This is a genomic window from Actinomadura litoris (assembly GCF_009733595.1).
Classification (GTDB): domain Bacteria; phylum Actinomycetota; class Actinomycetes; order Streptosporangiales; family Streptosporangiaceae; genus Spirillospora; species Spirillospora litoris.
In genome coordinates this window covers 459,262-483,133 of the sequence record NZ_WOFH01000003.1, presented here as the reverse complement: position 1 = coordinate 483,133, position 23,872 = coordinate 459,262, and the positions used below count along the sequence as shown (strand labels likewise).

Annotated in this window: 27 protein-coding genes and 1 pseudogene; 15 read left to right on the top strand and 13 right to left on the bottom strand. The window is 72.7% G+C overall.

The genetic code is table 11. The features are described 5' to 3' along the window. The first annotated feature begins 10 nt into the window (after positions 1 to 10). Genes GNZ18_RS09850 through GNZ18_RS09830 form a run of 5 tightly spaced genes read left to right on the top strand, consistent with a single transcriptional unit; the run spans position 11 to position 4,214 of the window. Positions 11 to 613: a pyridoxamine 5'-phosphate oxidase family protein gene (locus GNZ18_RS09850; RefSeq protein WP_156215940.1), complete on the top strand. Its 603-nt coding sequence runs from the start codon at positions 11 to 13 to the stop codon at positions 611 to 613. Between the two features lie 13 nt (positions 614 to 626). Beyond that, positions 627 to 1,304, top strand: a complete 678-nt coding sequence (locus GNZ18_RS09845; protein ID WP_156215939.1) for a cyclase family protein — start codon at positions 627 to 629, stop codon at positions 1,302 to 1,304. A 34-nt stretch (positions 1,305 to 1,338) separates the two neighbouring features. Beyond that, on the top strand, positions 1,339 to 2,193 hold the full coding sequence (locus tag GNZ18_RS09840) for a glycosyltransferase family 8 protein (protein ID WP_173390712.1): 855 nt from the start codon (positions 1,339 to 1,341) through the stop codon (positions 2,191 to 2,193). Then, positions 2,190 to 2,888, top strand: a complete 699-nt coding sequence (locus GNZ18_RS09835) for a DUF899 domain-containing protein (RefSeq protein ID WP_156215937.1) — start codon at positions 2,190 to 2,192, stop codon at positions 2,886 to 2,888. Before GNZ18_RS09840 ends, GNZ18_RS09835 begins: the two co-directional genes overlap by 4 nt. Positions 2,889 to 2,909: 21 nt before the next feature. Beyond that, the gene (locus tag GNZ18_RS09830; RefSeq protein WP_173390711.1) at positions 2,910 to 4,214 is read left to right on the top strand and encodes a PIG-L deacetylase family protein; all 1,305 of its coding nucleotides are present in this window, start codon (positions 2,910 to 2,912) and stop codon (positions 4,212 to 4,214) included. Here the strand turns inward: GNZ18_RS09830 and GNZ18_RS09825 are convergent. Then, positions 4,211 to 5,191 (bottom strand): helix-turn-helix transcriptional regulator, encoded by a 981-nt coding sequence (locus tag GNZ18_RS09825; RefSeq protein ID WP_156215935.1) that lies wholly within the window; start codon positions 5,189 to 5,191, stop codon positions 4,211 to 4,213. The genes GNZ18_RS09830 and GNZ18_RS09825 overlap by 4 nt on opposite strands. Positions 5,192 to 5,245: 54 nt before the next feature. Here GNZ18_RS09825 and GNZ18_RS09820 point away from each other — a divergent pair, with 54 nt between their 5' ends. Then, the gene (locus tag GNZ18_RS09820; protein WP_246249559.1) at positions 5,246 to 6,709 is read left to right on the top strand and encodes an MFS transporter; all 1,464 of its coding nucleotides are present in this window, start codon (positions 5,246 to 5,248) and stop codon (positions 6,707 to 6,709) included. Here GNZ18_RS09820 and GNZ18_RS09815 read toward each other — a convergent pair. Continuing rightward, the gene (locus tag GNZ18_RS09815; protein ID WP_156215934.1) at positions 6,625 to 7,503 is read right to left on the bottom strand and encodes a helix-turn-helix transcriptional regulator; all 879 of its coding nucleotides are present in this window, start codon (positions 7,501 to 7,503) and stop codon (positions 6,625 to 6,627) included. The two genes, GNZ18_RS09820 and GNZ18_RS09815, sit on opposite strands and share 85 nt — an antisense overlap. Before the next feature lie 233 nt (positions 7,504 to 7,736). Here GNZ18_RS09815 and GNZ18_RS09810 point away from each other — a divergent pair, with 233 nt between their 5' ends. From GNZ18_RS09810 to GNZ18_RS09800, 3 genes are all read left to right on the top strand, one after another. Then, entirely contained in the window at positions 7,737 to 8,777 is a 1,041-nt protein-coding gene (locus tag GNZ18_RS09810) for an SDR family oxidoreductase (protein ID WP_156215933.1), read from the top strand. Positions 8,778 to 9,470: 693 nt separating this feature from the next. Further along, positions 9,471 to 10,631 carry a sensor histidine kinase gene (locus tag GNZ18_RS09805; RefSeq protein ID WP_156215932.1) on the top strand — a complete coding sequence of 387 codons (1,161 nt, stop codon included), beginning with the start codon at positions 9,471 to 9,473 and terminating at the stop codon, positions 10,629 to 10,631. A 141-nt stretch (positions 10,632 to 10,772) separates the two neighbouring features. After that, complete coding sequence (locus GNZ18_RS09800; protein ID WP_156215931.1) at positions 10,773 to 12,128, top strand: tetratricopeptide repeat protein; 1,356 nt, start codon at positions 10,773 to 10,775, stop codon at positions 12,126 to 12,128. 47 nt (positions 12,129 to 12,175) lie between these two features. Here GNZ18_RS09800 and GNZ18_RS09795 read toward each other — a convergent pair whose 3' ends face one another. The 3 genes from GNZ18_RS09795 to GNZ18_RS09785 all read right to left on the bottom strand — a co-directional run bounded on the left by GNZ18_RS09795 (position 12,176) and on the right by GNZ18_RS09785 (position 14,397). Then, positions 12,176 to 12,676: a DinB family protein gene (locus tag GNZ18_RS09795; RefSeq protein ID WP_214617294.1), complete on the bottom strand. Its 501-nt coding sequence runs from the start codon at positions 12,674 to 12,676 to the stop codon at positions 12,176 to 12,178. A 47-nt stretch (positions 12,677 to 12,723) separates the two neighbouring features. After that, complete coding sequence (locus GNZ18_RS09790) at positions 12,724 to 13,857, bottom strand: FAD-dependent oxidoreductase (RefSeq protein WP_156215930.1); 1,134 nt, start codon at positions 13,855 to 13,857, stop codon at positions 12,724 to 12,726. A 78-nt stretch (positions 13,858 to 13,935) separates the two neighbouring features. Next, on the bottom strand, positions 13,936 to 14,397 hold the full coding sequence (locus GNZ18_RS09785; protein WP_173390710.1) for a cupin domain-containing protein: 462 nt from the start codon (positions 14,395 to 14,397) through the stop codon (positions 13,936 to 13,938). Between the two features lie 308 nt (positions 14,398 to 14,705). On the opposite strand from GNZ18_RS09785, the gene GNZ18_RS09780 reads away from it, so the two are divergent. Next, positions 14,706 to 15,488, top strand: a complete 783-nt coding sequence (locus GNZ18_RS09780) for a SigB/SigF/SigG family RNA polymerase sigma factor (protein ID WP_173390709.1) — start codon at positions 14,706 to 14,708, stop codon at positions 15,486 to 15,488. A 214-nt stretch (positions 15,489 to 15,702) separates the two neighbouring features. Continuing rightward, the gene (locus tag GNZ18_RS09775; protein WP_156215927.1) at positions 15,703 to 16,122 is read left to right on the top strand and encodes a hypothetical protein; all 420 of its coding nucleotides are present in this window, start codon (positions 15,703 to 15,705) and stop codon (positions 16,120 to 16,122) included. 3 nt (positions 16,123 to 16,125) lie between these two features. Here the strand turns inward: GNZ18_RS09775 and GNZ18_RS09770 are convergent, their stop codons facing one another. The 8 genes from GNZ18_RS09770 to gvpJ are packed head-to-tail and all read right to left on the bottom strand — an operon-like array spanning position 16,126 to position 19,494. Continuing rightward, positions 16,126 to 16,419, bottom strand: coding sequence for a gas vesicle protein K (locus GNZ18_RS09770; RefSeq protein WP_242884687.1), 294 nt, complete (start codon positions 16,417 to 16,419; stop codon positions 16,126 to 16,128). Then, a complete protein-coding gene (locus tag GNZ18_RS09765) occupies positions 16,416 to 16,619 on the bottom strand; it encodes a gas vesicle protein (protein ID WP_312874404.1) in 204 nt (67 codons plus the stop codon). The genes GNZ18_RS09770 and GNZ18_RS09765 overlap by 4 nt, the downstream gene beginning before the upstream one ends. Then, positions 16,616 to 17,389: a GvpL/GvpF family gas vesicle protein gene (locus tag GNZ18_RS09760; protein ID WP_156215926.1), complete on the bottom strand. Its 774-nt coding sequence runs from the start codon at positions 17,387 to 17,389 to the stop codon at positions 16,616 to 16,618. Before GNZ18_RS09760 ends, GNZ18_RS09765 begins: the two co-directional genes overlap by 4 nt. Continuing rightward, on the bottom strand, positions 17,386 to 17,769 hold the full coding sequence (locus GNZ18_RS09755) for a gas vesicle protein (RefSeq protein ID WP_156215925.1): 384 nt from the start codon (positions 17,767 to 17,769) through the stop codon (positions 17,386 to 17,388). The genes GNZ18_RS09760 and GNZ18_RS09755 overlap by 4 nt, the downstream gene beginning before the upstream one ends. A 16-nt stretch (positions 17,770 to 17,785) precedes the next feature. Next, entirely contained in the window at positions 17,786 to 18,043 is a 258-nt protein-coding gene (gene gvpO, locus GNZ18_RS09750; protein ID WP_156215924.1) for a gas vesicle protein GvpO, read from the bottom strand. Positions 18,044 to 18,052: 9 nt separating this feature from the next. Continuing rightward, on the bottom strand, positions 18,053 to 18,313 hold the full coding sequence (locus GNZ18_RS09745) for a gas vesicle protein GvpG (protein WP_156215923.1): 261 nt from the start codon (positions 18,311 to 18,313) through the stop codon (positions 18,053 to 18,055). 3 nt (positions 18,314 to 18,316) lie between these two features. Next, the gene (locus GNZ18_RS09740; RefSeq protein ID WP_156215922.1) at positions 18,317 to 19,063 is read right to left on the bottom strand and encodes a GvpL/GvpF family gas vesicle protein; all 747 of its coding nucleotides are present in this window, start codon (positions 19,061 to 19,063) and stop codon (positions 18,317 to 18,319) included. After that, entirely contained in the window at positions 19,060 to 19,494 is a 435-nt protein-coding gene (gene gvpJ, locus GNZ18_RS09735) for a gas vesicle protein GvpJ (RefSeq protein WP_156215921.1), read from the bottom strand. The genes GNZ18_RS09740 and gvpJ overlap by 4 nt, the downstream gene beginning before the upstream one ends. Before the next feature lie 196 nt (positions 19,495 to 19,690). Between gvpJ and GNZ18_RS42010 the strand changes: the two genes are divergently transcribed. The 4 genes and pseudogenes from GNZ18_RS42010 to GNZ18_RS09715 all read left to right on the top strand — a co-directional run. After that, on the top strand, positions 19,691 to 20,419 hold the full coding sequence (locus GNZ18_RS42010; protein ID WP_156215920.1) for an FAD-binding protein: 729 nt from the start codon (positions 19,691 to 19,693) through the stop codon (positions 20,417 to 20,419). Next, positions 20,416 to 21,492, top strand: coding sequence for an enolase C-terminal domain-like protein (locus tag GNZ18_RS09725; RefSeq protein ID WP_214617307.1), 1,077 nt, complete (start codon positions 20,416 to 20,418; stop codon positions 21,490 to 21,492). The genes GNZ18_RS42010 and GNZ18_RS09725 overlap by 4 nt, the downstream gene beginning before the upstream one ends. Further along, positions 21,489 to 23,171, top strand: coding sequence for a glycoside hydrolase family 15 protein (locus GNZ18_RS09720; RefSeq protein WP_156215919.1), 1,683 nt, complete (start codon positions 21,489 to 21,491; stop codon positions 23,169 to 23,171). The genes GNZ18_RS09725 and GNZ18_RS09720 overlap by 4 nt, the downstream gene beginning before the upstream one ends. Beyond that, positions 23,147 to 23,869, top strand: a pseudogene (locus GNZ18_RS09715) (SDR family oxidoreductase); the annotation flags it as partial. The gene GNZ18_RS09720 and the pseudogene GNZ18_RS09715, both read left to right, overlap by 25 nt. Between the last annotated feature and the right edge of the window lie 3 nt (positions 23,870 to 23,872).

The window sequence follows — 23,872 nt, the reverse complement described above, 5'->3', positions numbered from 1 at the left end:
GGGGAGATATATGGATCCCGACGACTTCTATTCCGAGGACAGCCGCCGGTTCCAGCGGCGGTTCGGAACCGAGAACCTTGCAGCCCATCTGTCGAGGCGCTATGTGCTGGAGCGCCTGGAACCCGTCCACATGGACTGGATCCGGGGGGCCGACGCCGTTTACCTGGCAACGGTCTCCCCCGACGGGCAGCCGGAATGCTCGTACAAAGGCGGCGTACCCGGTTTCGTGAATGTACTCGACGACCGAACTCTGGAGATTCCCAGCTACGACGGGAACGGGATGTTCAGGACGCTCGGCAATGCCGTCACCGGACGCGTCAGCCTGCTGTTCCTGCTTCCCCGGGTACCGGCGAAACTGCGGATCAACGGCGAGAGCGAGGTCTTGACGGACCATCACGTCACCGGACGCCATGTCGGCGCGGAAGCCGTCGTCCGGGTGTTCGTCCGGCAGGTCTTCGAGAACTGCCCGCGCTATCTCCACGACCCCGCGACCGGCGAACCGTCGGCGCACTGCCCGCGACCCGGATACCGGCCCCCGGACGCGGCCTGGAAGCAGAAGCCCGAGTACGACGGGATCCTGCCTCATCCGGACTCCGAACGCGTCCTCGAATAGAAGGATCCCAGTCATGCCCCGCGAAGCGAAGCGCCGCGTCATCGACCTCAGCCATCCGATCGAAGACGGAATGGCCACCTATCCCGGCCTCCCGGGGCCGTCGATCAGCGACCATATGTCCAGGCGGGAGTCCCGGGAGCGCTACCCGCCCGGTACCGAGTTCCAGATCGGAACGATCACGATGGTGGCCAACACCGGCACCTACGTGGACACGCCGTTCCACCGGTATCCGGGAGGAAGCGATCTGGCGCGTTTCGATCTCGCCCGCCTGGCCGACGTGGACGGCGTGGTGGTGGACACGACCGGCGCCGGCGGCCCGGGTATCGGCGCCGACGCGTTCGCCGGTCTGGAGGTGGCGGATCGCGCGGTGCTGGTCCGGACGGGGTGGGACCGGCACTGGAGGACCGACGGATACGGCGCGGCCGAGCATCCGTTCCTCGCGGCGGACGCCGTGGCGTGGCTGGTGGAGCGGAACCCGGCGGTGGTGGGCATCGACTCCGTGAACATCGACGACATGGGCGACATGACGCGGCCCGCGCACACCCGGCTCCTCGCCGCCGGCATTCCGATCCTGGAGCACCTGTGCGGGCTGCACGAACTGCCGCCGCGCGGTTTCCGGCTGCATGCCGCGCCCGCGCCGGTGGCCGGCATGGGGAGCTTTCCGGTACGCGCCTACGCCGTCCTCGCCTGAGCAACTCGTTCTCACTTCGAACAGGGGAAGAACCTTGGACATCGCCTTCGCCTATGACGGGGCCTACGCGCCCTACGTCCCCGCCGTCATCGAATCCGTCCTGGAGCACCATGCCGCCGGCGAGATCGACTTCTGGCTGCTGGTGACCCCGGATGTGACCGCCGAACTGAGGCGCCGCCTCGCGTCGCAGGTCGGCGCCCGGGGCCGCCTCCACTTCATCGAGCCGGAACAGAAGGTCGACGACCTGCCGATCTCCACCGTGGAGGAATTCTCATACGTCAGCACCGCCGCGCACATGCGCATCCTGCTGCCGCGCCTGCTTCCCGAGCGGATCGAGCGGGTGCTCTACCTGGATGTGGACATTCTCTGCCTCGGCTCGCTGCGCGAGGTGTTCGAAGTGGACCTCCGGGGCGACATCGCCGCCGCCGGACAGGACGCCTACGTGTCATGCCTCAGCGACATGGGCGGGCTTCCCGGACTCGCCGAATACGAGAACCTGCGGCCGGACGCCCCGTACTTCGATTCGGGCGTACTCCTGATCGACCTGCCGGGCTGGCGGAACCACGACATCGAGTCGCACTCCTTCGAGTACGCCCGGCGGCACGCCGCGCGGACGCGCTTCCCCGATCAGGACGCGCTCAACTACGCCCTGTACGGGAAGTGGCTGGTCCTGCCCAAGAAATGGAACCACATACTCGGGCCGAGGCTCGATTCGCCCATGGGAGCCGACATCACCGACGCGCGCCTCATCCAGCAGATCGGCCCGGACAAGCTGTGGGACGAGCACTTCCCGGCCAGCCCGAGGAAGAACCTGTACGAGCTCTATGCGCGCAGGGCGGCCGCAGCGGCCGATACCGCGAGCGCGCCGAACCCGGACGTCCCGGCATGAGAATCGTCTCGCGCGAGGAGTGGCTCGCGGCCCGCGGTGAACTCATGGCGGAGGAGATCCGGCTGGCCGAGGCGCGCGAAGCGGTCAGCGCCCGGCGCCGGAGGCTTCCGGCGGTCCGGATCGGCAAGGAGTATCGCCTTGAAGGCCCTTCCGGGCCCGCCACGCTCGGGGATCTGTTCGACGGTCGCCGCCAGCTCGTCGTGTACCACTTCATGTTCGCCCCGGACTGGGACGAGGGCTGCCCGCACTGCTCGTTCCAGATCGACGGCATCGGCCATCTCGCCCACCTGCGTGCCGCGGGCACCTCGCTGGCCGTGGTCTCCCGGGCGCCGTTTCCGAAGATTCAGCGGTTCAAGGAGCGCATGGGCTGGTCGCTGCCGTGGTTCTCCTCTCACAACAGCGATTTCAACCACGACTTCCGTTTCACGATCGACCGGGAACCGGCGCCCACGGAGTACGGCGCGCCCGCCCAGAATGGAGCCGAGGCGAGCGCGGAACTCCAGACCCGGGAGATGCCCGGGGTGAGCGTCTTCCTCCGGAACGGCACCGACATCCTTCACACCTACTCGGCCTATGCGGGGGAAGGCGACGTCCCCTTCCCGCCGAGCACCTACAACTACCTGGACCTCACCCCGCTCGGACGGCAGGAAGGCGAGGGCTCCCTCAACTGGGTGCGCCACCACGACAGGTACTGACGTCCTGAGGGGGTGATGTTGATGAGGTCACACGCGCGCGGCGGGGCGCCGCTGCGCCTCCTGGTCGTCGGAGCCCACCCGGACGACATCGAGATAGGCGCCGGCGCCCTGGTGGCCAAGGCGGTGCGGGCGGGGCACGAGGTCGGCTTCCTGATCCTCACCGACGATCCGCCGACCGCGGAGACCAGGCGCCGCGAGGCGGTGCGGGCGGCCGCCGTCCTCGGCGTCCCGCAGGGGCTGGTCCACTTCGCCGGGCTCCCCGATGGACGCCTCCGGACCGACGCCGCCACGGTGCAGCGGGTTCGCGACACGATGTCCGGAAGGAGGCCGGACATCGTCGTCGTCCACACCGCCGCCGACAGCCACAACGACCACGTCGAGGCGCACAGGATCGCGCACGCCGCCTTCAGGGGGTGCGTGTTCATGCACTACTCGGTGCATGTGTCGGGCGAACCGAGCAGGTTCAGGCCGCGGATCTTCGTGGCGGTGGCGCAGGACAGGGGCGACGCCAAGAGGCGCGCGCTCGCGGCCCACGAGTCCCAGCAGCGCACGATAACCAGGGGCGACCTGGCCGACTGGGAGCGCTCGCTGGGCTCACCCGCCCGGCTCCCCCGGGCCGAGGCCTTCGAGCTCGACCTCCAGGCGGGGGCGGCGCGCAATCTCCGCGCCGCGATGACGCTGTCGGAGTCGCCGTTCCACCGGCTCTGGCTGCCGGTCGCCAGGGACGCGCAGGTGTCCCTGCTGTACCCGTCGGTCAGCGGTGGCGGCGCGCTGTCCGAGGTGCTGCTCAACGCCGGCCGGGACGCCCTCCGGCAGTCCTTCCTCGAACGCTGGCCGGGGCCCGGCACCCCGCTGCAAGAGATCTTCGCCCACGACCCGGACGCCTCCCGCCTCTTCCACGCCGGCAACGCGATACTGGTCGGCACGCCGCACACCAACCCCCTTGCGAAGGATCTGCACCGCAAGCAGACGAAGACCCGATGGACCGTGGCGAAAGACGAGCGAACAAGAAGGGCCTACATTCGCGACCGCCGGCGTCCCCTGCGCTACGCGCCGGTCTTCTCGGGCGACGCCCCGGTGCTCGACTTCGGGGTGATCTCCCGCCACCGGGACCGGGACGACCCCGGCAGGATCGTCCTGTACACCAGCGGGGCGACCCCCCTCGGCACCCGCGCCGGCCTGGAGGTCCTCGCCGACCCCGGCGGCTTCGCGGACACCGAGGCGCTGTGGGAGCAGGACGGCTCCCTGCAACTGCTGTTCTCCGTCGAGAAGTCGATCGAGTCCTTCGAGGTGATAGCCCACCACCACTTCCCCGAACCCCTCTAGTGCGGGGAATCGGAGGATTCATCGTTGAGGGCGTTGGCGATGCGGGTGTGCAGGGAGCGTAGGGCCTGTCTGAGTTCCGCCGGTTCTATGGCGGTGAGGTCGGCGTCGAAGGTCAGGAGCAGGCCCGCCAGCCCCGCCCATGACCAGGCGCCGAGGGTGAGGCGGCAGGTGGTGTCGGTGTCGTGTTCGACCGTCGAGCCGCCGGGGGCGAACCGGGCGACGACCGCGGCGGGCAGGGCGATGAGCGCCGAGCCGCGGCAGGGCCAGTCCGCCGGGGTGTCGCCCCGGTCGTGCGTGCTCATGACGAAGGCGACCGGGTCGCCGTGGGGGACGTCGCGGCGGGCGAAGGGCCTTCCGGTGGGCATGCGCGGTCGGAGGCGGTCGACGCGCGTCGCGCGCCATCGGTCGGTGGCCGGTTCGAACGCGACGAGGTACCAGCGTGCCGCCCACACGACGAGGTCGTGCGGTTCCAGCAGCAGCGTCGCCCCCTCGCCGATGTGGTCGACGCGCACGAGGTGGCGCTGGTTGATCGCGCCGCCGAGGATGCCGATGATCTCGCCGTCGATGGGCTCGGCGGGGAACTCCCAGTAGTTGCGCGCGGCGGAGACGGTGAACGCCTCGGCGTGGATCCGGCTGCGGGCGGGCATCGCCTGGCGCAGGGTGGCGAGGGCGCGGGCCGAGTTCTCGCGGATGCCGGACAGGAGCGTGGGGACGGTCTGGAGCGCGACCGCCGCCGCGACCGCCTGGTCCTCGTCGAAGACGACCGGCGGCAGCCGGGTGCCGCGGCCGAGCCGGTAGCCGCCGCCCGCTCCGCGCACGGCCTCGATCTCGTAGCCGAGCTCCCTGAGCGTGTCGATGTCGCGGCGCACCGTCCGCACGGACGTGCCGAGCCTGGACGCGAGCCGTCCGGCGGTCAGGGTCGCGCCGGTCCCGAAGATCGACAGCAGCTTGATCGCCCGCGCGGAGGTGGCGGCCATCGGTCCCCCTAAAGTGGTCATCCGGTGGCAACCATATCGGCGATGGTGACCGGCATGACCGCTTCAACGAGCCCTGAACAGGGCACACGCGCGCCCGCCGCCACCGGCGCGGCGCTCCTGGTGGTGCTCTTCGGTTCCTTCATGGATCTTCTCGACGCGACGATCGTCACGGTCGCGGCCCCGGCGATGGCCCGGGACCTCGGGGCGGGCGACGCCCAGGTCCAGTGGACGATCGCCGCCTACGTCCTCGCCCTGGGCGCGGGCCTGATCACCTGCGGACGGCTCGGTGACCGGTACGGCCGCAGGCGCCTGTTCATGATCGGGCTGGCCGGCTTCATGCTCACCTCCGCGCTCTGCGCGCTGGCCACCGGGCCGGAGATGCTCATCGGCACGCGCGCCGCCCAGGGGCTGACCGCGGGGATCATGGTGCCGCAGGTGTTCGGGATCATCCGGGCGTCGTTCGCTCCGGGCGAGCGCGCCAAGGCGTTCGGCGCGTACGGGGCCGTCCAGGGGCTCGCGTCGGTCGCCGGCCCGCTGCTGGGCGGGCTGCTCGTCGACGGCGACGTGTTCGGCCTGGGGTGGCGCGCGATCTTCTGGATCAACGTGCCCGTCTCGGTCCTGGCGCTCGTCGTCGGCGCGAGGGCCCTGCCGGAGTCGCGCTCCCCCTCGACCGCGCGGCTGGACGTGCCGGGCGCGCTGCTCGCGGCCTCGGGCATCCTGCTCCTGCTGCTGCCGATCATCCAGACGCAGACCTGGGGATGGACGTGGGGCAGCTACGCCCTCCTCGCCGCCGGAGCCGTCCTGATGGCGGTCTTCCTCGGCCACGAGCGCCGCCTCACCGGCGAGCCCGTCTTCGATCCGGCCCTGCTGCGCGTCCGCGCCTTCACGGTCGGCCTGGGCGCGTCCGTGCTCTTCTTCGGCGGGATCGGGTCCTTCTTCCTCACCCTGTCGGTCTACCTCCAGAACGGCACGCACCGGACCGCGTGGGAGACCGGCCTGGTGATCCTGCCCTACGCGCTCGGCTCGATCGTCACCTCGGGGCTCGGTGTCGCGCTCGCGGCCAGGGCCGGCCGGGCGCTGCTGATCAGCGGCTCGCTCACCATCGCGGCCTCCCAACTCGTCCTGTGGACGGTCGTCCGGGACGGCGAGGACCCCGGCTACCCGCCCCTCGCCCTCGCCCTTCTCCTCGGCGGCCTCGGCCTCGGGCTCGCCGCCCCCATCCTCGTGAACGTCGTCCTCGCCGGGGTCCCCGGACGCGACGCCGGAGCCGCGGGCGGCGTGCTGTCCACCGTCAACCAGATCGGGGGCGCCATCGGCGTCGCGGTCCTCGGCACGGTCTTCTTCAGCGCCGCCACGGAACCGGCGGCCGGTGCGCCGGGGCCGGACGACTACGCCGACGCGCTCGGCACCGTCCTCGTCATCTCCGCGGTGCTCTACGTCGTGGCGGCGCTCGTGATGCTCGCGCTTCCGAGGAGGCGCAGGGACAGCTCGGACGGGGTTCCGGGAAGCGCGGTGTAGGTCAGGATCCGGTGCCCCGAGTCGTCGGGCAGGTGCAGGACCTCGAATTCCAGCTCGAACTCGCCGACCTCGGGGTGCCGGAAGTGCTTGCGCCCGGATTGGCATTTGTAGACCGGGTGCTTGGCCCACAGGGCGGCGAACGTGTCGCTTTTGAGGGTCAGTTCCCCGACCAGGTCGGCCAGTTCCCGGTCGTCGCGGTAGCGGCCCGCGAACAGGCGGAGGGACGCGACGTCGCGGGCGGCCTCCTCGTCCCAGCGGGCGTACAGGTCGCGGGTGTGGGGGTCCAGGAACAGCATCCGGGTCAGGTTGGGGCGGTCGGCCGGGCGCTCCGGGGACGCGGGGTCGTAGTGCCCCGCCAGCAGCGCGTGCGCGAGGGGGTTCCAGGCCAGGACCTCGGTGCGGCGGCCCAGGACGACCGCCGGGACGTCGGCCATCGCGTTGATCAGGCGCACCGTGCTCGGGCGGGCGGCGTCCGGCCGCGCGGGGCGCCGCCCGCTGTGCCGCGCCGGTTTCGCCAGGTCGTGCAGGTGGGTGCGCTCGGCGTCGTCGAGGTCCAGGGCGCGGGCGATCGCGTCGATGACCGTTTCGGAGGCGTTGGTGCTCTGCCCCTGCTCAAGACGGGTGTAGTAGGTGGGGCTGATACCGGCGAGCTGGGCGAGTTCCTCCCGGCGCAGCCCGGGGACGCGGCGGGCGCCGTAGGACACGATTCCCGCGTCCTCGGGGCTGAGCCGGGCCCGGCGGCCGCGGAGGAAGTCGCCGAGGGCACCGACGGCCGACGCGTCCGTTCCGTTCATGCCCTCCATTGTGCCCACGCGGTGGAAGCGTCTGCCTGACCCTGCCGGTGGTAGGGAGCGCGGTGGTAGTGAGCGCGGTGGTCGGATCAGCCGGGTGTGGCGGCGGACCTGGAGGCCCTTCCAGAGTTGGAGGCCGGGACGGTGCGTCCCGCTTCGCTCGTGAAGGGAACACAGGGCATGACCATCTTCGGCAAGTCGGCCACCAGGGGCCTCGGATGTGAGCGGGTGACGGCATGAGCGCCGTTCTGCTCGTCGGCCCCCACGGAGTCGTCGGGTCGGCCATCGCCGACCGGCTGGGCGGCGATGGCGCATGGCAGGTGACGACGGCGTCCCGGCGCCGCGCCGAGGAAGGGGGGCGGCACATCAGCGTCGACCTGCTCGACGCGGCCGCCGCCCAGGCGGCGTTCGGCGACCTCGCGCACGTCACCCACCTGGTCTTCGCCGCCTATGTCGAGCGTCCGACCATGGCGGAGACGGTCGGCCCGAACGTGGCCATGCTGGCCAACACCCTGGACGCCCTGCGGGCGGCCCGCGCGCCCCTCCAGCGCGTCGTGCTGATCGGCGGCGGGAAGTCCTACGGGGAGCACCTCGGGCCCTACAAGACGCCGGCGAAGGAGTCCGATCCCCGGTTCCTCGGCCCGATCTTCTACAACGACCAGGAAGACCTGCTCGCCGACCGGGCCCGCGCCGACGGCTTCGCCTGGACGGTGCTGCGCCCCGACGCCGTCATCGGGTTCAACACCGGCTCGCCGATGAACCTGCTGAACGGCATCGCGGTGTTCGCGGCGCTGTCCAAGGACGCGGGGGTGCCGCTGCGGTTCCCCGGCTCCGCGGGCGCGTGGACGGCGCTGCACCAGGCCACCGACGCCGATCTGCTCGCGGCGGCCACCGAGTGGGCGCTGACCGGCGAGGGCGCCGCGGGCGAGATCTTCAACGTCACCAACGGCGACCTGTTCCGCTGGCAGCATCTGTGGACGGACATCGCGGACGTCTTCGAGATGCCCACCGCTCCGCCCCAGCCGATGAGCCTGAGCGACCAGATGGCCGACAAGCGGGCCGCCTGGGACGGGCTCGTCGAACGCCATCACCTGCGGCCCGTCCCGTACGACCAGATCGTCTCCTGGCCCTTCGCGGACGGGGTGTGGAACGCCGGGTACGACATGGTCCAGAGCACGATCAAGATCCGCCGGGCGGGCTTCGCCGGCTGCGTCGACTCCCACGAGAGCATCGTCGACCACCTCGCGCGCCTGCGCCGGCTCAGGTACGTGCCGTGACCCCCGCCCGCGTTTTCTGACGGGCGCGAAACTCAACCCCGACGAAAGTCGGGGGTGCGAATCCGCCATTCGGCTCGGGTGTTCACACCGCCCTTCTTTCCACTGGCACCGACATGAAATGGGAATATCAGTACCGAATGGTCGGAGCGGCGGCGAGCCGGTGAAGGTGACCGGCGGGCCTCGGCGGCCGGCGCGCCCTCGTTCGCGGGCTCGGCGGTGGACCCGGCGGGAGACGGGCTCCTGCTCGTCCCGAGGTCGCTGCTGGTGGTGACGGGCTTTCTGGCGCTGCGCCGCCGGAGCGCTCGGGACGTGGCCGCCACGATCCTCGTCGGCGCCGCCGCGACCCTGCTGCGCGCCACCCCGTCCGCCGCACCGGCTCCCCGGCCGGTGGGGCGAGCCCGGCCTTGTGGGCGAGGACGGCGGCGGCCGCGCGGTTCTCCACGGCCGGCCGCGACAAGACCGAGCTGGCGTGAGCCTTGACCGTCCCGTCCACCACCGGCAGGCGCCGGGCGGCCGAAAGTCATATGTCCCTCCGTCCCCGATTCCCGAGGACGGCGCCCCTCCGGCGTGTCTCCGGGGTCGCATATGCCAGCGATATGTGGTGGTCATTAGGCTCCCCGGTATGTGTCTGCTGATCGTGGAGGACGCGCCCTGCCGGGCCGGGGCCGCCCCTGGCGGCCTGTGGTCGCCGTGATGCCGTCCACACCGCCGGCATTCGCGAGCAGGCGTGCGGGGCTCAGCGTCCGGCTGAAGCTCACCCTCAGCTACGCCGGGTTCCTCATGGTCGCCGGCGCCCTGCTGCTGGCCGTCGTCTGGGTGTTCCTGCTGCGCTACGTGCCCGACGGCAACCTCAGCCCCGGGCCGGGGCAGGGGCACTGGGGACCGCAGCCGCCGTGGGTCCCCAACCGCTCCGACCTCCAGCGCGCCTTCCTCCCCCGCGCGTCCCAGGCGATGGCCTTCCTCCTGCTGTTCGGCCTTCTCGGCGGATGGCTCCTCGCGGGGAGGATGCTCTCGCCGCTCACCCAGATCACGGACGCGGCGCGGCTGGCCGCGGAGGGATCGCTCTCGCACCGGATCCGCATGCGCGGCCCCAGGGACGAGTTCCGCGAACTCGCCGACGTGTTCGACACCATGCTCCGGCAGCTCGAATCCCACCTCGACGAGCAGCAGCGGTTCGCCGCGAACGCCTCCCACGAACTGCGGACCCCGCTGGCGATCTCGCAGACGCTGCTGGACGTGGCGCGCAGCGACCCCACCCGGGACCAGGGCGAACTCCTCGAACGCCTCCATACCGTCAACACCCGGGCGATCGACCTCATCGAGGCGCTGCTGCTGCTCAGCCGCAGCGACCGCAGGAGCTTCACCCGCGAGCCCGTCGACCTCTCGCTCGTCGCCGAAGAGGCCGCCGAGACGCTGCTCCCGTTCGCCGAACAGCGCCGGATCACCCTTGAGGTCACGGGCGAGAGGGCGCAGACCGTCGGCTCGGAGGAGCTCATCCTGCGGGTGGTCACCAACCTCGTCCAGAACGCCATCGTCCACAACCTCCCCACGGGCGGCGTCGTGAGCGTCCACACCGAGTCGCAGCCCGACGTGAGCGTGCTGCGGGTCGAGAACACCGGCCGACCGGTCCCGCCGGATCTGGTGCCGACCCTGACCGAGCCCTTCCAGCGCGGGACGCGGCGCATCCGCACCGACGAGCACGCGGGCGTCGGGCTCGGGCTGGCCATCGTGCACAGCATCGTCCGCGCCCATGACGGGGCGCTCGACATCACGCCGCGCCCCGCGGGGGGCCTTATCGTGACCGTCCGGCTTCCCAACGCGCCGCAGACGTCCGCGCTGAGCGGAGCGCGTTAGCCGCGCGTATCGCGGGCGTATCGAAAAGCGCATACGCCACCGCGACGGCCTCTCCTCTTCAGTAGAGGCGCGGACCACGGCGGTCCGCGCCGAGGGCATGACGCCCCGGCTCCGAGAGGTGACCGTGAAGAGGAGAGGGATATGGCCAACGCCCGCGAATGGGGTCGGCGGTCGCTGCTGCGGGGCGCCGCCCTGGTGACCGGCGCCGCCGCGACCGCGCCGCTGCTGGGCAGGACGGCCGCGGCGCGAGCCGAGGACGGCGACGCGGACGCGTTGTTCAAGGCCGGGGAGTTCGAGCGGGCGGGCCGCGCCTACGAGGAGATCCTGAAGAAGGATCCCAAGAACGTGCACGCGGCACGCCGGCGCGGCTATGTCGGGCTACTGGGCAACAAGTTCCCCGACGCGGAGAAGTACCTCACGATGGCGCTCGGACTCGCGCCCGCCGACAAGGAGACCAACCGCCTCTTGGGCGACTGCTATATCCGGCAGGACAAGTTCGCCCTTTCCGTGCCGCGCTGGCAGGCGGCCGGCGAGGACGTCTACGCCAAGTGGTTCGGGGCGATCCGCGGCGAGGCGTACCAGGTCCACGGCGACGTCGGCCGCGCGGCCTGGACCGAGTTGGACCCGTTCCCGATACTGCCCGCCTCGGTCAACGGCGGGCCGCAGAAGCGCTTCACGTTCTACAGCCGCGTCCCGTGGCTGGGCCTTTCGGCGAAGACGGCCAAGGAGGCCGGGCTCGAAGCCGTCGCCAGCCAGAAGATCGAGTACGCGGGCCGCGAGATCTGGCACTACTTCGGCGTGCTGGAGTCGTTCAGGCTGGGCGGGATCGAACTGCGCAACGTCCCCGTCCAGTGGACGGGTGATGAGGAGGCCTCCTCCGCGGCCGCGGACGGCATCATCGGCACCTGGATCCTGTACCACTTCCTGACCACGGTCGACTACGCGGGCCGGTCGCTGATCCTGCGCCGCCGGACCCCCGAGGCGGCCAGGAAGGCGCGCGCCGACGCCGGGCGCGCGGGTGCCGACCCGCTGCCGATGTGGTTGGCCCGCGAGCACCTGCTGCACAGCAGGGGCAGCGTCGCCGACTCCGGGACGCGGGTGGTGGCGATGGACGTCGGCGGCACCGGCGAGACGGCCGCGGGAATGGCCGTCGAGACGGCGCAGCGGCTGCGGGTCCGCACCGACTACGACCGGCCGGTGGAGGCCTACGCCGGAGGCCAGCCGGTCATCAGCTACCCCTGCTACCCGCACGAGATCCGCCTCGGCGACGCCACCGCCAAGCACGTCTACTGCTACGCGGACAAGGGCGGCGGCGCCGGCGGATTCGCCTTCGCGGGCGCCGCCGGCGGTGCCTTCGCGAGCGCGGACGAGGACCCGCCCCAGGGGGAGGGATTCGATGTGCTGGCGCACTTCTCCCACAGCTTCTACAAGCCGTACAACGTCACGCTCGACTTCACCGGCATGAAGGTCTACATCGCCCGCGGCAAGGCGGGCTGACCGCACCGCCGTCCGGTGCCTCCGGGCGGCTCCGCGAACGCGGGAGACTATTCTCCGGTGCTTCCGTCGATGCTCTCGCGGAGCAGGTCGGCGTGGCCGTTGTGCCGCGCGTACTCCTCGATCAGGTGGGCGAGGATCCAGCGGAGCGAGAAGCTCCAGTCGCCGTCACGGCCGGTGACGTCGAGGGATTCGGCCGCCGCCACGATGTCGCGGGACCGCGCGCACTCCTCGTTCCAGGCCGCGAAGGCCTCCTCGGGATCGGCCGCGTCGACCTCGAAGTCGATGTCGTCGCCGGGCCGCCGCTTCCACCGGAGGGGGATGTCCTCGCCGGACAGCCTGATCCGGAACCAGATCCGCTCGACCTCGGCCATGTGCCGGACCAGCCCGAGCAGCGACATGCTCGACGGCGGCACCGACCTGCGCTTGAGCTGTTCGGGGGTCAGCCCCGCGCATTTCATGGCCAGCGTCTCGCGGTGGTATTGAAGGAAGGCGGCCAGAACGCTGCGTTCATCGCCCTCAAGGGGAGGCACGATCCTCTTGTCGTCCACCGGGTCATCATGGCACAGCCATTGAAGGGGGGCCGCGCCATTCCGCGCTACACGGTCACGCGGAAACGTTCTGGGGCGGCGCGTTCGCCCGATGCCGAATCGGCGATGATTCGGCCGAGGAGCGGAGCGAACTTGGCGCCGTGCCCGGAGCAGGGCGAGGCCACGGTGATTCCCTCGACGCCGTCGATCACGAAGTCTTCCGTGGGGGTGTTGGTGAAAAGGCAGGTCGTCTCGGCGTAGGGCTCGGGGACGAGGCCGGGCAGCGTCCGCCGGACGTGCTCGACGAGCCGCGCGCGGTTGGCCGGGTCGATCCCGCCGTTCTGGGCGGCGGCGCTCCGGATCGGCCGCCCGCCGTTGAACTCGGCCACTTTTATGCCGGACCTGCCGCCGGTGCGGGCGGCGTCGCGTCCGCCTGGAAGGCCGTATACCAGAATGGTCGACTCCTTATGTATGAATGTCGGCCATACCCTTTCCCCGGCTTCGCGGCAGGGAAAGTGGTAAGCGTTCTCCTGCATCACCTGGAGCGGAGGGAGAGCGGCCAGGAACGGCGCGGGCAGGGGGAGGTCGCCGAGGAGGTCGGGCAGCCAGCCGCCGATGGCGATGACGACCCTCTCGGCCTCCTCGGCATGCCCGTCCGGGCCCAGCAGCCGGTAACCGGCGCCCGCCCACTCGATCGAGGTCACCGGCCGGCCGGTCTCGACCCGGGCGCCGTCCGCCCGCGCCAGCCGCAGCATGGCCGCCACCGCGGACTCCGCGTCGATCACCCCGGCCGCCGGGTGCCACAGCACGCCGGAACCGCCCTCGAAGGCGAAGCCCGGCCAGCGCGCGGCGGCCTCGGCGGCGGTGAGCAGCTCGTGGTCGACGCCGACCCGCTCGAACACGGCGGCCAGGGCCGCCGGGTCGCGGGCGGCACCGAAGTCGAGGGAGCCGGTCGGGTCGATGAGGCGCTCGCCGGAGCGGCGCTCCAGCTCGTCCCACTCGGCCCGCGCGTCGGCGACCAGCCGGACGTAGAAGGGGTCGGCGTAGCCGTACCGGAGGATCCGCGCGGACCCGTGCGAGCTGCCCTCGGCGTTGGCCGGGGTGGAGCGCTCCAGCACGGTGACCTCGTGGCCGCGCCGGGCCAGCTGCCAGGCGGTCGCGGCGCCGGTGAGCCCGGCCCCGACGACGGCGTAGGCGCCCATCGCGGCCCTCCCTTCCCGACATGGCCACCGAACAGAACCTACTCACCCCCGGCGGCCGGGCCCGCGCCGGAGGCCCCCTTACCGGCCCGCGTGGAAGTCGTAGGGCAGGTCGTCGTAGACCTTGTAGACGCAGTCGGCACCCTTCAGGCATTCGCCCCAGTGAACCGCCTTGGACGGGTAGTAGAGGAAGTCGCCCTGGCCGATGCGGGCGCGCGGCCCGCCCTCGACGTTCCAGACGAGCCTGCCCGAGACGCCGAGGACGTGCTCGGGGCTCGTGTGCCAGTGGCGGTCGAAGCCGGTGCCCGCCTTCAGCCGGAAGACGCTCTCCGACGGGCCGGTCCGCGGGTCGCCCCGCAGCGGCTTGTACGTGCACCCGGCGAGACCTTCGCAGGGCAGCCACCGTCCGCCGTGGAGCGGAACGTAGACCGGCTTGTCGGCGGCCGGCTCCGCTCGGGGGGACGGCTGGGCGGACGCTTCGGAGGCGGCGAGCAGCAGGCCGCCGACCGCCGCGGCGACCAGGAGATGGCGCACGCGCATCATGAACATCCCTTCACTCGGACCATGGTCCGCTTACCTTAAACGGACCATGGTCCCTATGTCCAGGGCACAGAGATCTCCAGGCGGCGGCCATCCGTCCGACCAGGCGATTATCACGATCAGTGATCAGGGAAGCACAATCGGAAAGGCGGCCCCTCCGCAATACATGGCCGAACTCCCGACCGGTGACGCACACGCTCTGAGCGGGTGGAACGCGTCTCTCCCGAAGGCGGGTCGTATGAAGGGCCATTCCGTGGGTAGCCGAAGAAGTGAGCGGAAGCTCGCTCATGCCGAGCGGAAAGGCCCCCCGGATGACAAGGACGCAGGCCACGCAGCGATACGACGATGGACAGACCGAGAACATGCTGGCCGAGATGAAGCGGCTCGCGAGCGACGATCCGCGCCGGGAACGCCTCCGCGGCCGCGTCGTGGACCTGCACGCCTCACTCGTCCGGGGCGTGGCGCGGCGCTACGCCGACCGAGGTGAGCCGCTCGACGACCTCCAGCAGGTCGCCTATGTGGGGCTGATCAAGGCCATCAACCGGTTCGACCCCGAGATCGGCGACCGCTTCGTCGCCTACGCCTATCCGATGATGCTCGGGGAGGTGAAGCGCCATTTCCGCGACAAGACATGGAGCGTCCATGTGTCGCGGCGGCTCCAGGAGCTCCGCCCCATCCTCCAGCGCACCGTCCAGGAGTTCACCCAGGATCACGGGCGCTCCCCCACGACCACCGAGATCTCCGCTCGGATGGGCATCACCGAGGAGGAGACCGTCGAGACCATCGGCGCCTGCGACGCCTACCGCCCGCTGTCCCTGGAGGCGCCGAACGACGCGCACCAGGAGGACGGCACCATCGGCGAGCGCCTCGGGACCGACGACGGCGCGCTGGAGGACCTCATCGACGCCCAGGCCCTCGGCCCCCTGGTCGACGACCTCCCCGAACGCGAGCGGACGATCCTGCTCCTGCGGTTCTTCGGCAACAAGACCCAGGCGCAGATAGCCGAGCAGATCGGCCTCTCCCAGATGCACGTCTCCCGCCTCCTGCGCAGCACCCTCGAAGGACTTCGCGTCGAGATGCTCGCGGAACGCTGACCCGGCGGCCGGGCGATCGTCTCGGCGGTGATCCCGGCGGAGGTGGTCCGCGGCCTGGCCTCCCTCGGCCGGTCGGTGTGGCCGACGGCCTACGTGGCGCAGGTCGACCCGGAGCGCGATGTGCTGATCCTGCACCGGGGGTCGGGGTTCGAGGAGCGGCCGGTGCCGCGCGGGCGGGCGTGCTGGTCTACGCGCGGTTCCTCGGGAGGACGCTGTGACCGCGCTCTCCTACGTCCTGGTCTGGGCCGGGGGTGTCTTCCGCGGCGCGGGACGTCCGGCGCGGCACCCGTCGAAGGCCCACGAGGATCCGGAGACGACGCCCCGGCCGGTCGGCCTGCCCTGGACGATGCTCGCCCCCGGCGTCCTGCTGACCGCCGGGACGGCGGCGCTCGCCCTGCTGCCCGGCCGCGCCGTGACCGGCGCCGTCGAGGCGTCCACCCGTGGGTACCGGGCCGCCGTCCTCCATGGCGGGCACGTACCGCCGCACGGGCACCCGCTGGTGCTGTGGACGGCGGGCGACATCGGCGGTGGCGTCCTCGCGGCGGCGCTGGCCGTGGCGTTCGGCTGGCCGGGCACCCGCGGCCTCCGCCCGCCCGCGCCGGTGCTCGCTCTCCTCCAGCTCCCCTGGGGCTAGCGCTCAGTCGGGCGGGAGGAGCGGGCCGAGGGGGCCCAGGTCGAGGTTGAGGTCGTGGTCGTCCAGGCCGAAGTGGTCCTTGAGCGTGGTCATCGCGTGGTTCAGCCGCATCAGCGCCAGCCCCAGCTCCTCGACCTGCTCGTCGGACAGGTCGCCGCCGTCGACGCGGCGCAGCGCCTGCCGCTCCATCAGCTGCCGGATCAGCTCCACCAGCGTCAGCACCAGCTTCACGAGGTCGCGCTCGACGGTCTCGGGGTCGGTGCGCAGCTTCCAGGCGGGCTCGGTCGGTCGGGTCACGGTGCCTCCTCGCCGGACGCCTCGTCCAGGACGGTGGTGATCAGCGCGCGCAGCGACACCCGCACCAGGTCGACACCCGACACGGAGATGACCAGGTCGCCGGCGATGACGACGCCGCCGGCGAGCAGCCGGTCGAGCAGGTCGACCAGCGCGATCCGCTCCAGCGGGCGGCCGCCGCCGGTGTCGAGGGCGGCGGTCACCGGTCCCCTTCGATGAAGGAGTAGGGCGGCCACGGGCCCGTGACCTCCAGCTCGATGCCCGCCAGCCGGTCCTGCGCCCGCTGCGCCGCCGCCAGGAACTCCTCCACCCGGTCGTCGTCCAGCAGGTAGGCGGCGTTGAGGACCTGGACGTCGGTGCGCCCGGACAGCCGCGCGTCCTGCGCCGGGTGGTGCCGGGACGCCACGGCGCCGTCGGCGAGTTCGGCGTGCAGCTCGCCCGCCAGTTCGGCGGAGCGGCGTCCGGCGTCGGCGCGGCGGCGCTGCTCGCGCTGGCGGCCGCGCAGGTAGGCGGTGCCCGAGCTCGGCTCGGCGGGCGGGGCGTCCTGGACGGCCGGGGCCGGGGCCGCGTACGCCTTGACGCCCCATTCCGTCCGCCCGGCGACGCGGTCCAGGATCTCGGCGAACCGGCCGCCCTCGGACGTCAGGACCTCGGCGACGCGGTCGTCGTCGCTGTAGATCGTCGCGATCCGGACCGGGGCGGTCGGCGCCGCGCGCGCGGCCCGCTCCACCACCGCGTGGTGGGTGCGGGCGGTCGCCTCCAGCCAGGCCAGATCCTCCAGGTTGGCGCGCAGCGCCGCCTCCCCGTACTCCTCCAGCCGGACGGTGCTGACCAGCGCGGTCAGCCCGGCGGCGGGCACGCCGCGCACGGGCGCGCCCGCCACCCCGGTGCCGGGCAGCGCGGCCGGGTCCAGGTCGCGCGCCACCCCGTACAGGTAGACGGCGGTGCCGCCGTCCGTCCGGACCTCGGTCATGATCGGCTCTCCTTCCGCGACTCGGCCCCGTCACCGGCCCCGCCTGCCTCCAGCGCGGCGAGCCGCTCGCGCAGCCGCCGGTTCTCCTCCTCCAGCTCCCGGTCGCGGCCGCCCTCGACCCCGTCCCGCCGGGCCTTGGACGACAGCGACGGGTCGTGCTCCCACCAGTCGATGCCCATCTCCTTGGCGCGGTCGACCGAGGCGACCAGCAGCCGCAGCTTGATCGTCAGCAGCTCGATGTCGAGCAGGTTCACCCGCACGTCGCCGACGATCACGATGCCCTTGTCGAGGATGCGCTCCAGCAGGTCGGCCAGGTTGGCCGAGCCGCCGCCCGGCGGGCTCCCCCCGGCGAGGGGAGACCGGGCACCGGTCCAGGACATCTCACTCAAACCCCGTTCACTCCCTCTCGACCCGTCCGCGCGGATAGCGGCGGACGCGGCGGTAGGCGACCAGCTCGCCGTCCCCGTCCACCTCGGTTTCGTAGACCGCCAGGATGTCGGCGGAGTCGGGGATGCGGCGGGTCTCCACGACCTCGACCGTGACCCGCCAGCCGTCCCCGTCCGCGCGCTCCATCCCGACGACGGACTCGGCGCTGCGGCCGGTCATGGCGGTGACGTGCTCGACCGCGTACTCGGCGGCCTTGGACGCGGGCATCGGCACGGGCTATCCCCCCGCTCCGCCGAGGGACGCGGCGCGGCGGCGGCCCTCGATCAGCCGCTCGAACAGCTCGTCCTCCGCCGCGGCCGCCTCCTCCTCGGTCAGCTCGCCGTCCGCCACCCGGTCGGCGAGCCCCTGTAGTTCGGCGTTGATGCGCCCCGGGTCATAGAGCCGCTCCTCCGCCTGCGTGACCAGCGTCTCGGCCAGCCAGGTCACGCCGCGCACGGGCGCCAGCGGCAGGGTCAGCAGTCCGGTGAACAGCCCCATGGCTCACGCCTCCGGGACGAAGTCGTAGGGCGGCAGCGGCCCCACCACCCGGATCCGGACGCGGTCGGCGTGCGCGCGGCTCAGCTCCTCGACGGCCGCGTCGAACTCGGCGCGCCGCTCGACGGGGACCAGGAAGGAGGCGTCCACGACGTCCTCCTCGCGGGCGGGCGGCCTCGGGATCACGGCCTCGGCCGCCGGGGCGGCGCCCTCCAGCAGCAGCTGGGCGTCGGTCTCGCGGCGCTGCTCCATCGCGCCCGCGATCAGCTCGCCGAGCCGGATCCGGTCGTAGTAGACCGCGTCGGCCGCGTCGGCGGGCACCTCGCGCAGCCGCTTGGACAGCTCGGCGATCTCGGGCTCGGCCTGCATGATCTCGCGGAGCACCGCGTCCTGGATGTAGGTGCCGCGCAGCCGCAGCTCGACGCGGCCCTCCAGGCGGTCCAGCATGTGGACGAACCGGTCGGAGTTCGCGGCGAGCAGCTCCCGCTCGACGGCCTCGCGCCCCTCCATCGCGGCCCCGAACCGGAGCGGCACGACGACGATGCCCGCGTGGACCATCGCTCCCAGGACCCGCTGGTGCGCCTCCAGGTCGGGGCGCTCGCCGAGCGCGCGGCCGACCGGCAGGTCGCTGACGAGCGCGGCGCACTCGCCGTCGGCCACCAGCGCGACCGGCCGGTCGTCGAGCCCGGTCACACCGTCGGGCAGCGCCGCCCCCTTGCGGGTCACCCCGTACACGTACTGCGGGGTCGTCATGAGTCGTCGTCCTCCTTCTTGCGGGAGGAGCGGCGCCGCGAGGGCTCGGACTCCTTCTCGGAGTCGGAGTCGGAGTCGCCGCCGAAGGTCTCCTTCAGCTTGTCCGAGGCGCCCTGGAGGGCACCGCGCGTCTTCTTCTTCGCGCCGGACTCCTCCAGGCCCCCGACGAACTCGGGCAGCCCCTGCGAGGTGCCGTCGTGGGCGATGTCGAGGCGGTTCACCGCCTCGGCGAACCGGAGGTAGGTGTCGACGCTGGCGACGACGATCCGGACGTCCACCGTGAGGATCTCGATCCCCACCAGCGACACCCGGGCGTAGAGGTCGATGACCAGACCCTTTTCCAGGATCAGGTCGACGACATCGACGAGTCCGCTGCCGGACCTGCCGCTCTGGGCGGTGTTCGGCGCCTGCTGGGCGATCGGCCCAGTCATGTCATCCCCTCCTTTGGTCGGAGAAATGTGTCCAAAGTGGACATGACGCAACGTCTACCCTCGTGAGATCGCCTAAACGGCCAATCCGCTTTCGGTCATCGCCCGGTCAAGGTCTCGGCCCCTTCCCCATGCAGGCCGCAGCCCCTGTCACAGCGGGCCTGAGGTTAGATCCGGCGGCCCGGGTAGTTCGACGCGTATGTTCGACACGCTTGAACGTGATCTCGCGGTCAGGGTCGACGGCGAGGTGCGCTTCGACGCCGGGTCGCGGGCGGCCTACGCCTCCGACTACCGGCAGCCGCCGATCGGCGTGGCCGTCCCCCGGAGCATCGACGCGGCCGTCGAGGCGGTCGCGGTCTGCCGCGAGCACGGCGTGCCCGTGCTGTCGCAGGGCGGCGGGACGAGCCTGGCCGGCCAGTGCCGCAACGCCGCCGTGGTGATCGACCGGTCCAGGTACCGCGGCCGGCCGGTGTCGCTGGACACCGGCCGCCGCCGCGCGGTCGTCGAGCCCCGGGCCTGCCTGGACGACCTGAACGCCGAACTCGCCGCGCCCCCGGTCGTCCTGCGGCCGGACGCCTTCACCGACAACTTCCACCCGGGCGCCGGGCGCGCCGCCATCGCCCAGCCGCACTGCCACCAGCACACCGTCTGGGGGGTCGAGGCCGACGCGGAGGTGCTGCGCCGCGCGGGCGTCCAGGCCGAGGTCCTCGACGTGGGCTGCTGCGGCCCGGCGGGCAACTTCGGCTTCGAGCGGGGCCGCTACGAGGTCTCGGTCGGCGCCGCCGAACCCGGGCTGTGGCCCCGCGTCCGCGACGCCGGTCCGGGTACGACCGTGCCGGCCGACGGGTTCTCCTGCCGCACGCGGATCGCCGACGGCACCGGCGTGCGGGCCCCGCACCTCGCCGAACTCCCCGCGGAGCCGCTGTGATCGAGCTGACCGCCGCCGCGTACACGATCCCGACGGACGGCCCGGAGGCGGACGGCACGCTGGCCTGGGCCTCGACGACGCTCGTGCTCGTCGAGGCGTCCAGCGAGGAGTGGACCGGCCTCGGCTGGACCTACGGCCCGGCGGCCGTCGCCGGGGCGGTCACCGCGCTGCTCGCGCCGGTGGTCCGCGACACCGGCGCGCTCGACCCGCCCGGGGCGCACGAGCGGATGTGCCGCGCCGTCCGCAACGCGGGGCGTCCCGGCGTCTGCGCCATGGCGATCTCGGCGGTCGACTGCGCTCTGTGGGACCTGAAGGCGCGGCTGCTCGGCCTGCCGCTGCACCGGCTGCTCGGCGCCGTCCACGACGAGGTCCCCGTGTACGGCTCGGGCGGCTTCACCACCGACGGCCACGCGCGGCTGCGCGACCAGCTCGGCAACTGGGCCGGCGACCTCGGCATCCCTCGCGTGAAGATCAAGATCGGCGAGGGGCGGGGCGCCCGGACCGGCCGCGACCTGGAGCGGCTGCGCGTCGCCCGCGAGGTCATCGGCCCCGACACCGAGCTGTACGCCGACGCCAACGGCGCCTACACCGCCAAGCAGGCCGTGCGGGTCGCCGAGGCGGCGCCCGACCTGCGGTGGTTCGAGGAGCCGGTGTCCTCCGACGACGTCGCCGGCCTGCGCGCGGTCCGCGACGCGGTGCCGTGCGAGGTGGCGGCCGGGGAGTACGGCTACGACCTGCCCTACTACGTCCGCCTGATCGACGCCGTCGACTGCCCGCAGGCCGACGTGACCCGGGTCGGCGGGATCACCGAGTTCCTCCGGGTCGCCGCGTTCGCCCGCGCGCACGCCCGGGACCTGTCCGCCCACTGCGCGCCGCACCTGCACGCGGCCGTGATGGCGGCCGTCCCGAACGCCCGCCACATCGAGTGGTTCCACGACCACGTCCGCGTCGAGTCGATGCTCTTCGACGGCGCGCTCGTCCCGTCCGGCGGGGTCGTCCGCCCCCGGGACGACGCGCCCGGGATCGGCCTGGAGTTCCGCAGGCGGGACGCGGAGGAGTACCGGGTGGCATGAACGACGACCGCTACCCCCCGCAGGTGCTGCGGGAGTACGCGCTCATCGCCGACGGCGAGCGGGGCGTCGTCGTCGGCCCGCGCGGGGAGTTCTGCTGGATGTGCGCGCCGCGCTGGGACGGCGACGCGGTGTTCGCCTCCCTGATCGGCGGGCCCGGGATCTACGCGGTCACGCCCCGGGAGCGGTTCGTGTGGGGCGGCGCCTACGAGCCCGGCACGCTGATCTGGCGCAGCCGGTGGGTGACCGACGACGGGGTCATCGAGTGCCGGGAGGCCCTGGCGTTCCCGGGCGAGCCCGGCCGCGCGGTGCTGCTCCGGCAGATCGTCGCCCGCGAGGGGGACGCCCGCGTCCGCGTCGTCTGCGACCCGCGCCCCGGCTTCGGGGCCTTTCGTCCGGACTTCCACGGCGCCTGGACGGGCGACGCGGGCGGCCTGTGGTTCCGCTGGACGGGCGCGGCCGGGGCCCGGCGCGGGCGGGGCCTCGAACTGGACCTCACGGTTCCGGCTGGAACGCGCCACGACCTGGTCCTGGAGATCACCGACCGTCCCCCGCGCAAGGAGCCGCCGGTCGCGGACCGCGTCTGGCACGCCACCGAAACGGCCTGGCACCGCGCGGTGCCGCGCCCGCGCACGATCGCCGACCGGGACGCGCGGCACGCCCACGCCGTCATGCGCGGCATGACCGGCGCGAGCGGGGGGATGGTCGCGGCGGCGACCACGAGCCTGCCCGAGCGCAGCGAGGCGGGCCGCAACTACGACTACCGCTACGTCTGGATCCGCGACCAGTGCTTCGCGGGCCTCGCGGCGGCCGCCGCCGGGGCCGAGCGGCTCTTCGACGACGCGGTGCGGTTCGTCACCGCGCGCGTCCTGGAGGACGGTCCGCGCCTCAAGCCCGCCTACACGAGCACCGGCGGGCCGGTGCCCGAGCAGGACGTGCTGAAGCTGCCCGGCTACCCGGGCGGCTACGACCGGGTGGGGAACCAGATGACCGGCCGGTTCCAGCTCGACGGCTTCGGCGACGCGCTGCTGCTGCTCGGCGCCGCGGCCGAGCGCGACGGGCTCGACGCCGACGGCAGGCGGGCCCTGCGCACGGCGGTCGCCGCCGTCGACGAGCGCTGGCGCGACCCGGACGCGGGCATCTGGGAGCTGGACGACCGCCGGTGGACGCACAGCGCCCTCAACTGCGCGGCCGGGCTGCGCGCCGTCGGGGAGACCGGGCGGGCCGACGCCATCGTGGCGGCGACGGCGTCCCGCGCCGTCCACCCGTCCGGCCGCTGGCAGCGCTCGCCCGGCGACCCGGGGCTGGACGGCGCGCTGCTGCTGCCCGCGATCCGCGGCGCCGTGCCCGCGGACGACCCACGCAGCCGCCGCACGCTCGACGCCTACCTCACCGAGCTCACCGACGACGGCTACGCCTACCGGTTCCGGCACGCCGAGCGGCCGCTCGGCGAGGCCGAGGGCGCGTTCCTGCCGTGCGGGTTCCTCGCCGCGCTCGCCACCCACCAGCGGGGGGACGTGGCGGCCGCGCTGCGCTGGTTCGAGCGCAACCGCTCCGCGTGCGGGCCCGCCGGGCTGCTGTCCGAGGAGTACGACGTGGAGCAGCGGCAGATGCGCGGGAACCTCCCGCAGGCCTTCGTGCACGCCCTGCTCCTCGAATGCGCGGCACGCCTCGACCACTAGACCGGGTCGAGCGCACGCTCGGGCCGATCGGGGTGTGGGTGAACAACGCCTTCACCGGCGTCTTCGCGCCGTTCGACGAGATCACGCCCGAGGAGTACCGCCGCGTCACCGAGGTCACCTACCTCGGGACCGCGCACGGCACGCGGGCCGCGCTCGCGCGGATGAGGCCGCGCGACTCGGGCGTGATCGTCCAGGTCGGCTCGGCGCCGGCCTACCGCGGGATCCCGCTCCAGTCGGCCTACTGCGGCGCCAAGCACGCCGTCGAGGGCTTCACCGAGTCGCTGCGCGCCGAACTGCTGCACGACCGCAGCGCGGTCAAGGTGACGATGGTCCAGCTGCCCGCCCTCAGCACCCCCCAGTTCGACTGGGTCCGCTCCCGGCTGCCGCGCCGCCCGCGGCCGGTGCCGCCGATCTACCAGCCCGAGGTGGCCGCCCGCGCCGTCGTCCACGCCGCCGACAACCCCCGGCGCCGGGAGCGCTGGGTCGGCGGCTCGACGATCGCGACGCTGCTCGCCGAGAAGGTCGTCCCGGGGCTGCTCGACCGCTACCTCGGCCGGACCGGGTACCGGTCGCAGCAGACCGGCGCCCGGCGGCCCGAGGTCGACCCCGGCAACCTGTGGGAGCCGTGCGACGCCGACCGGGACCACGGCGCGCACGGCGCCTTCGACGACAGCGCCAGGCCGCGCAGCCTGCTGCTCACC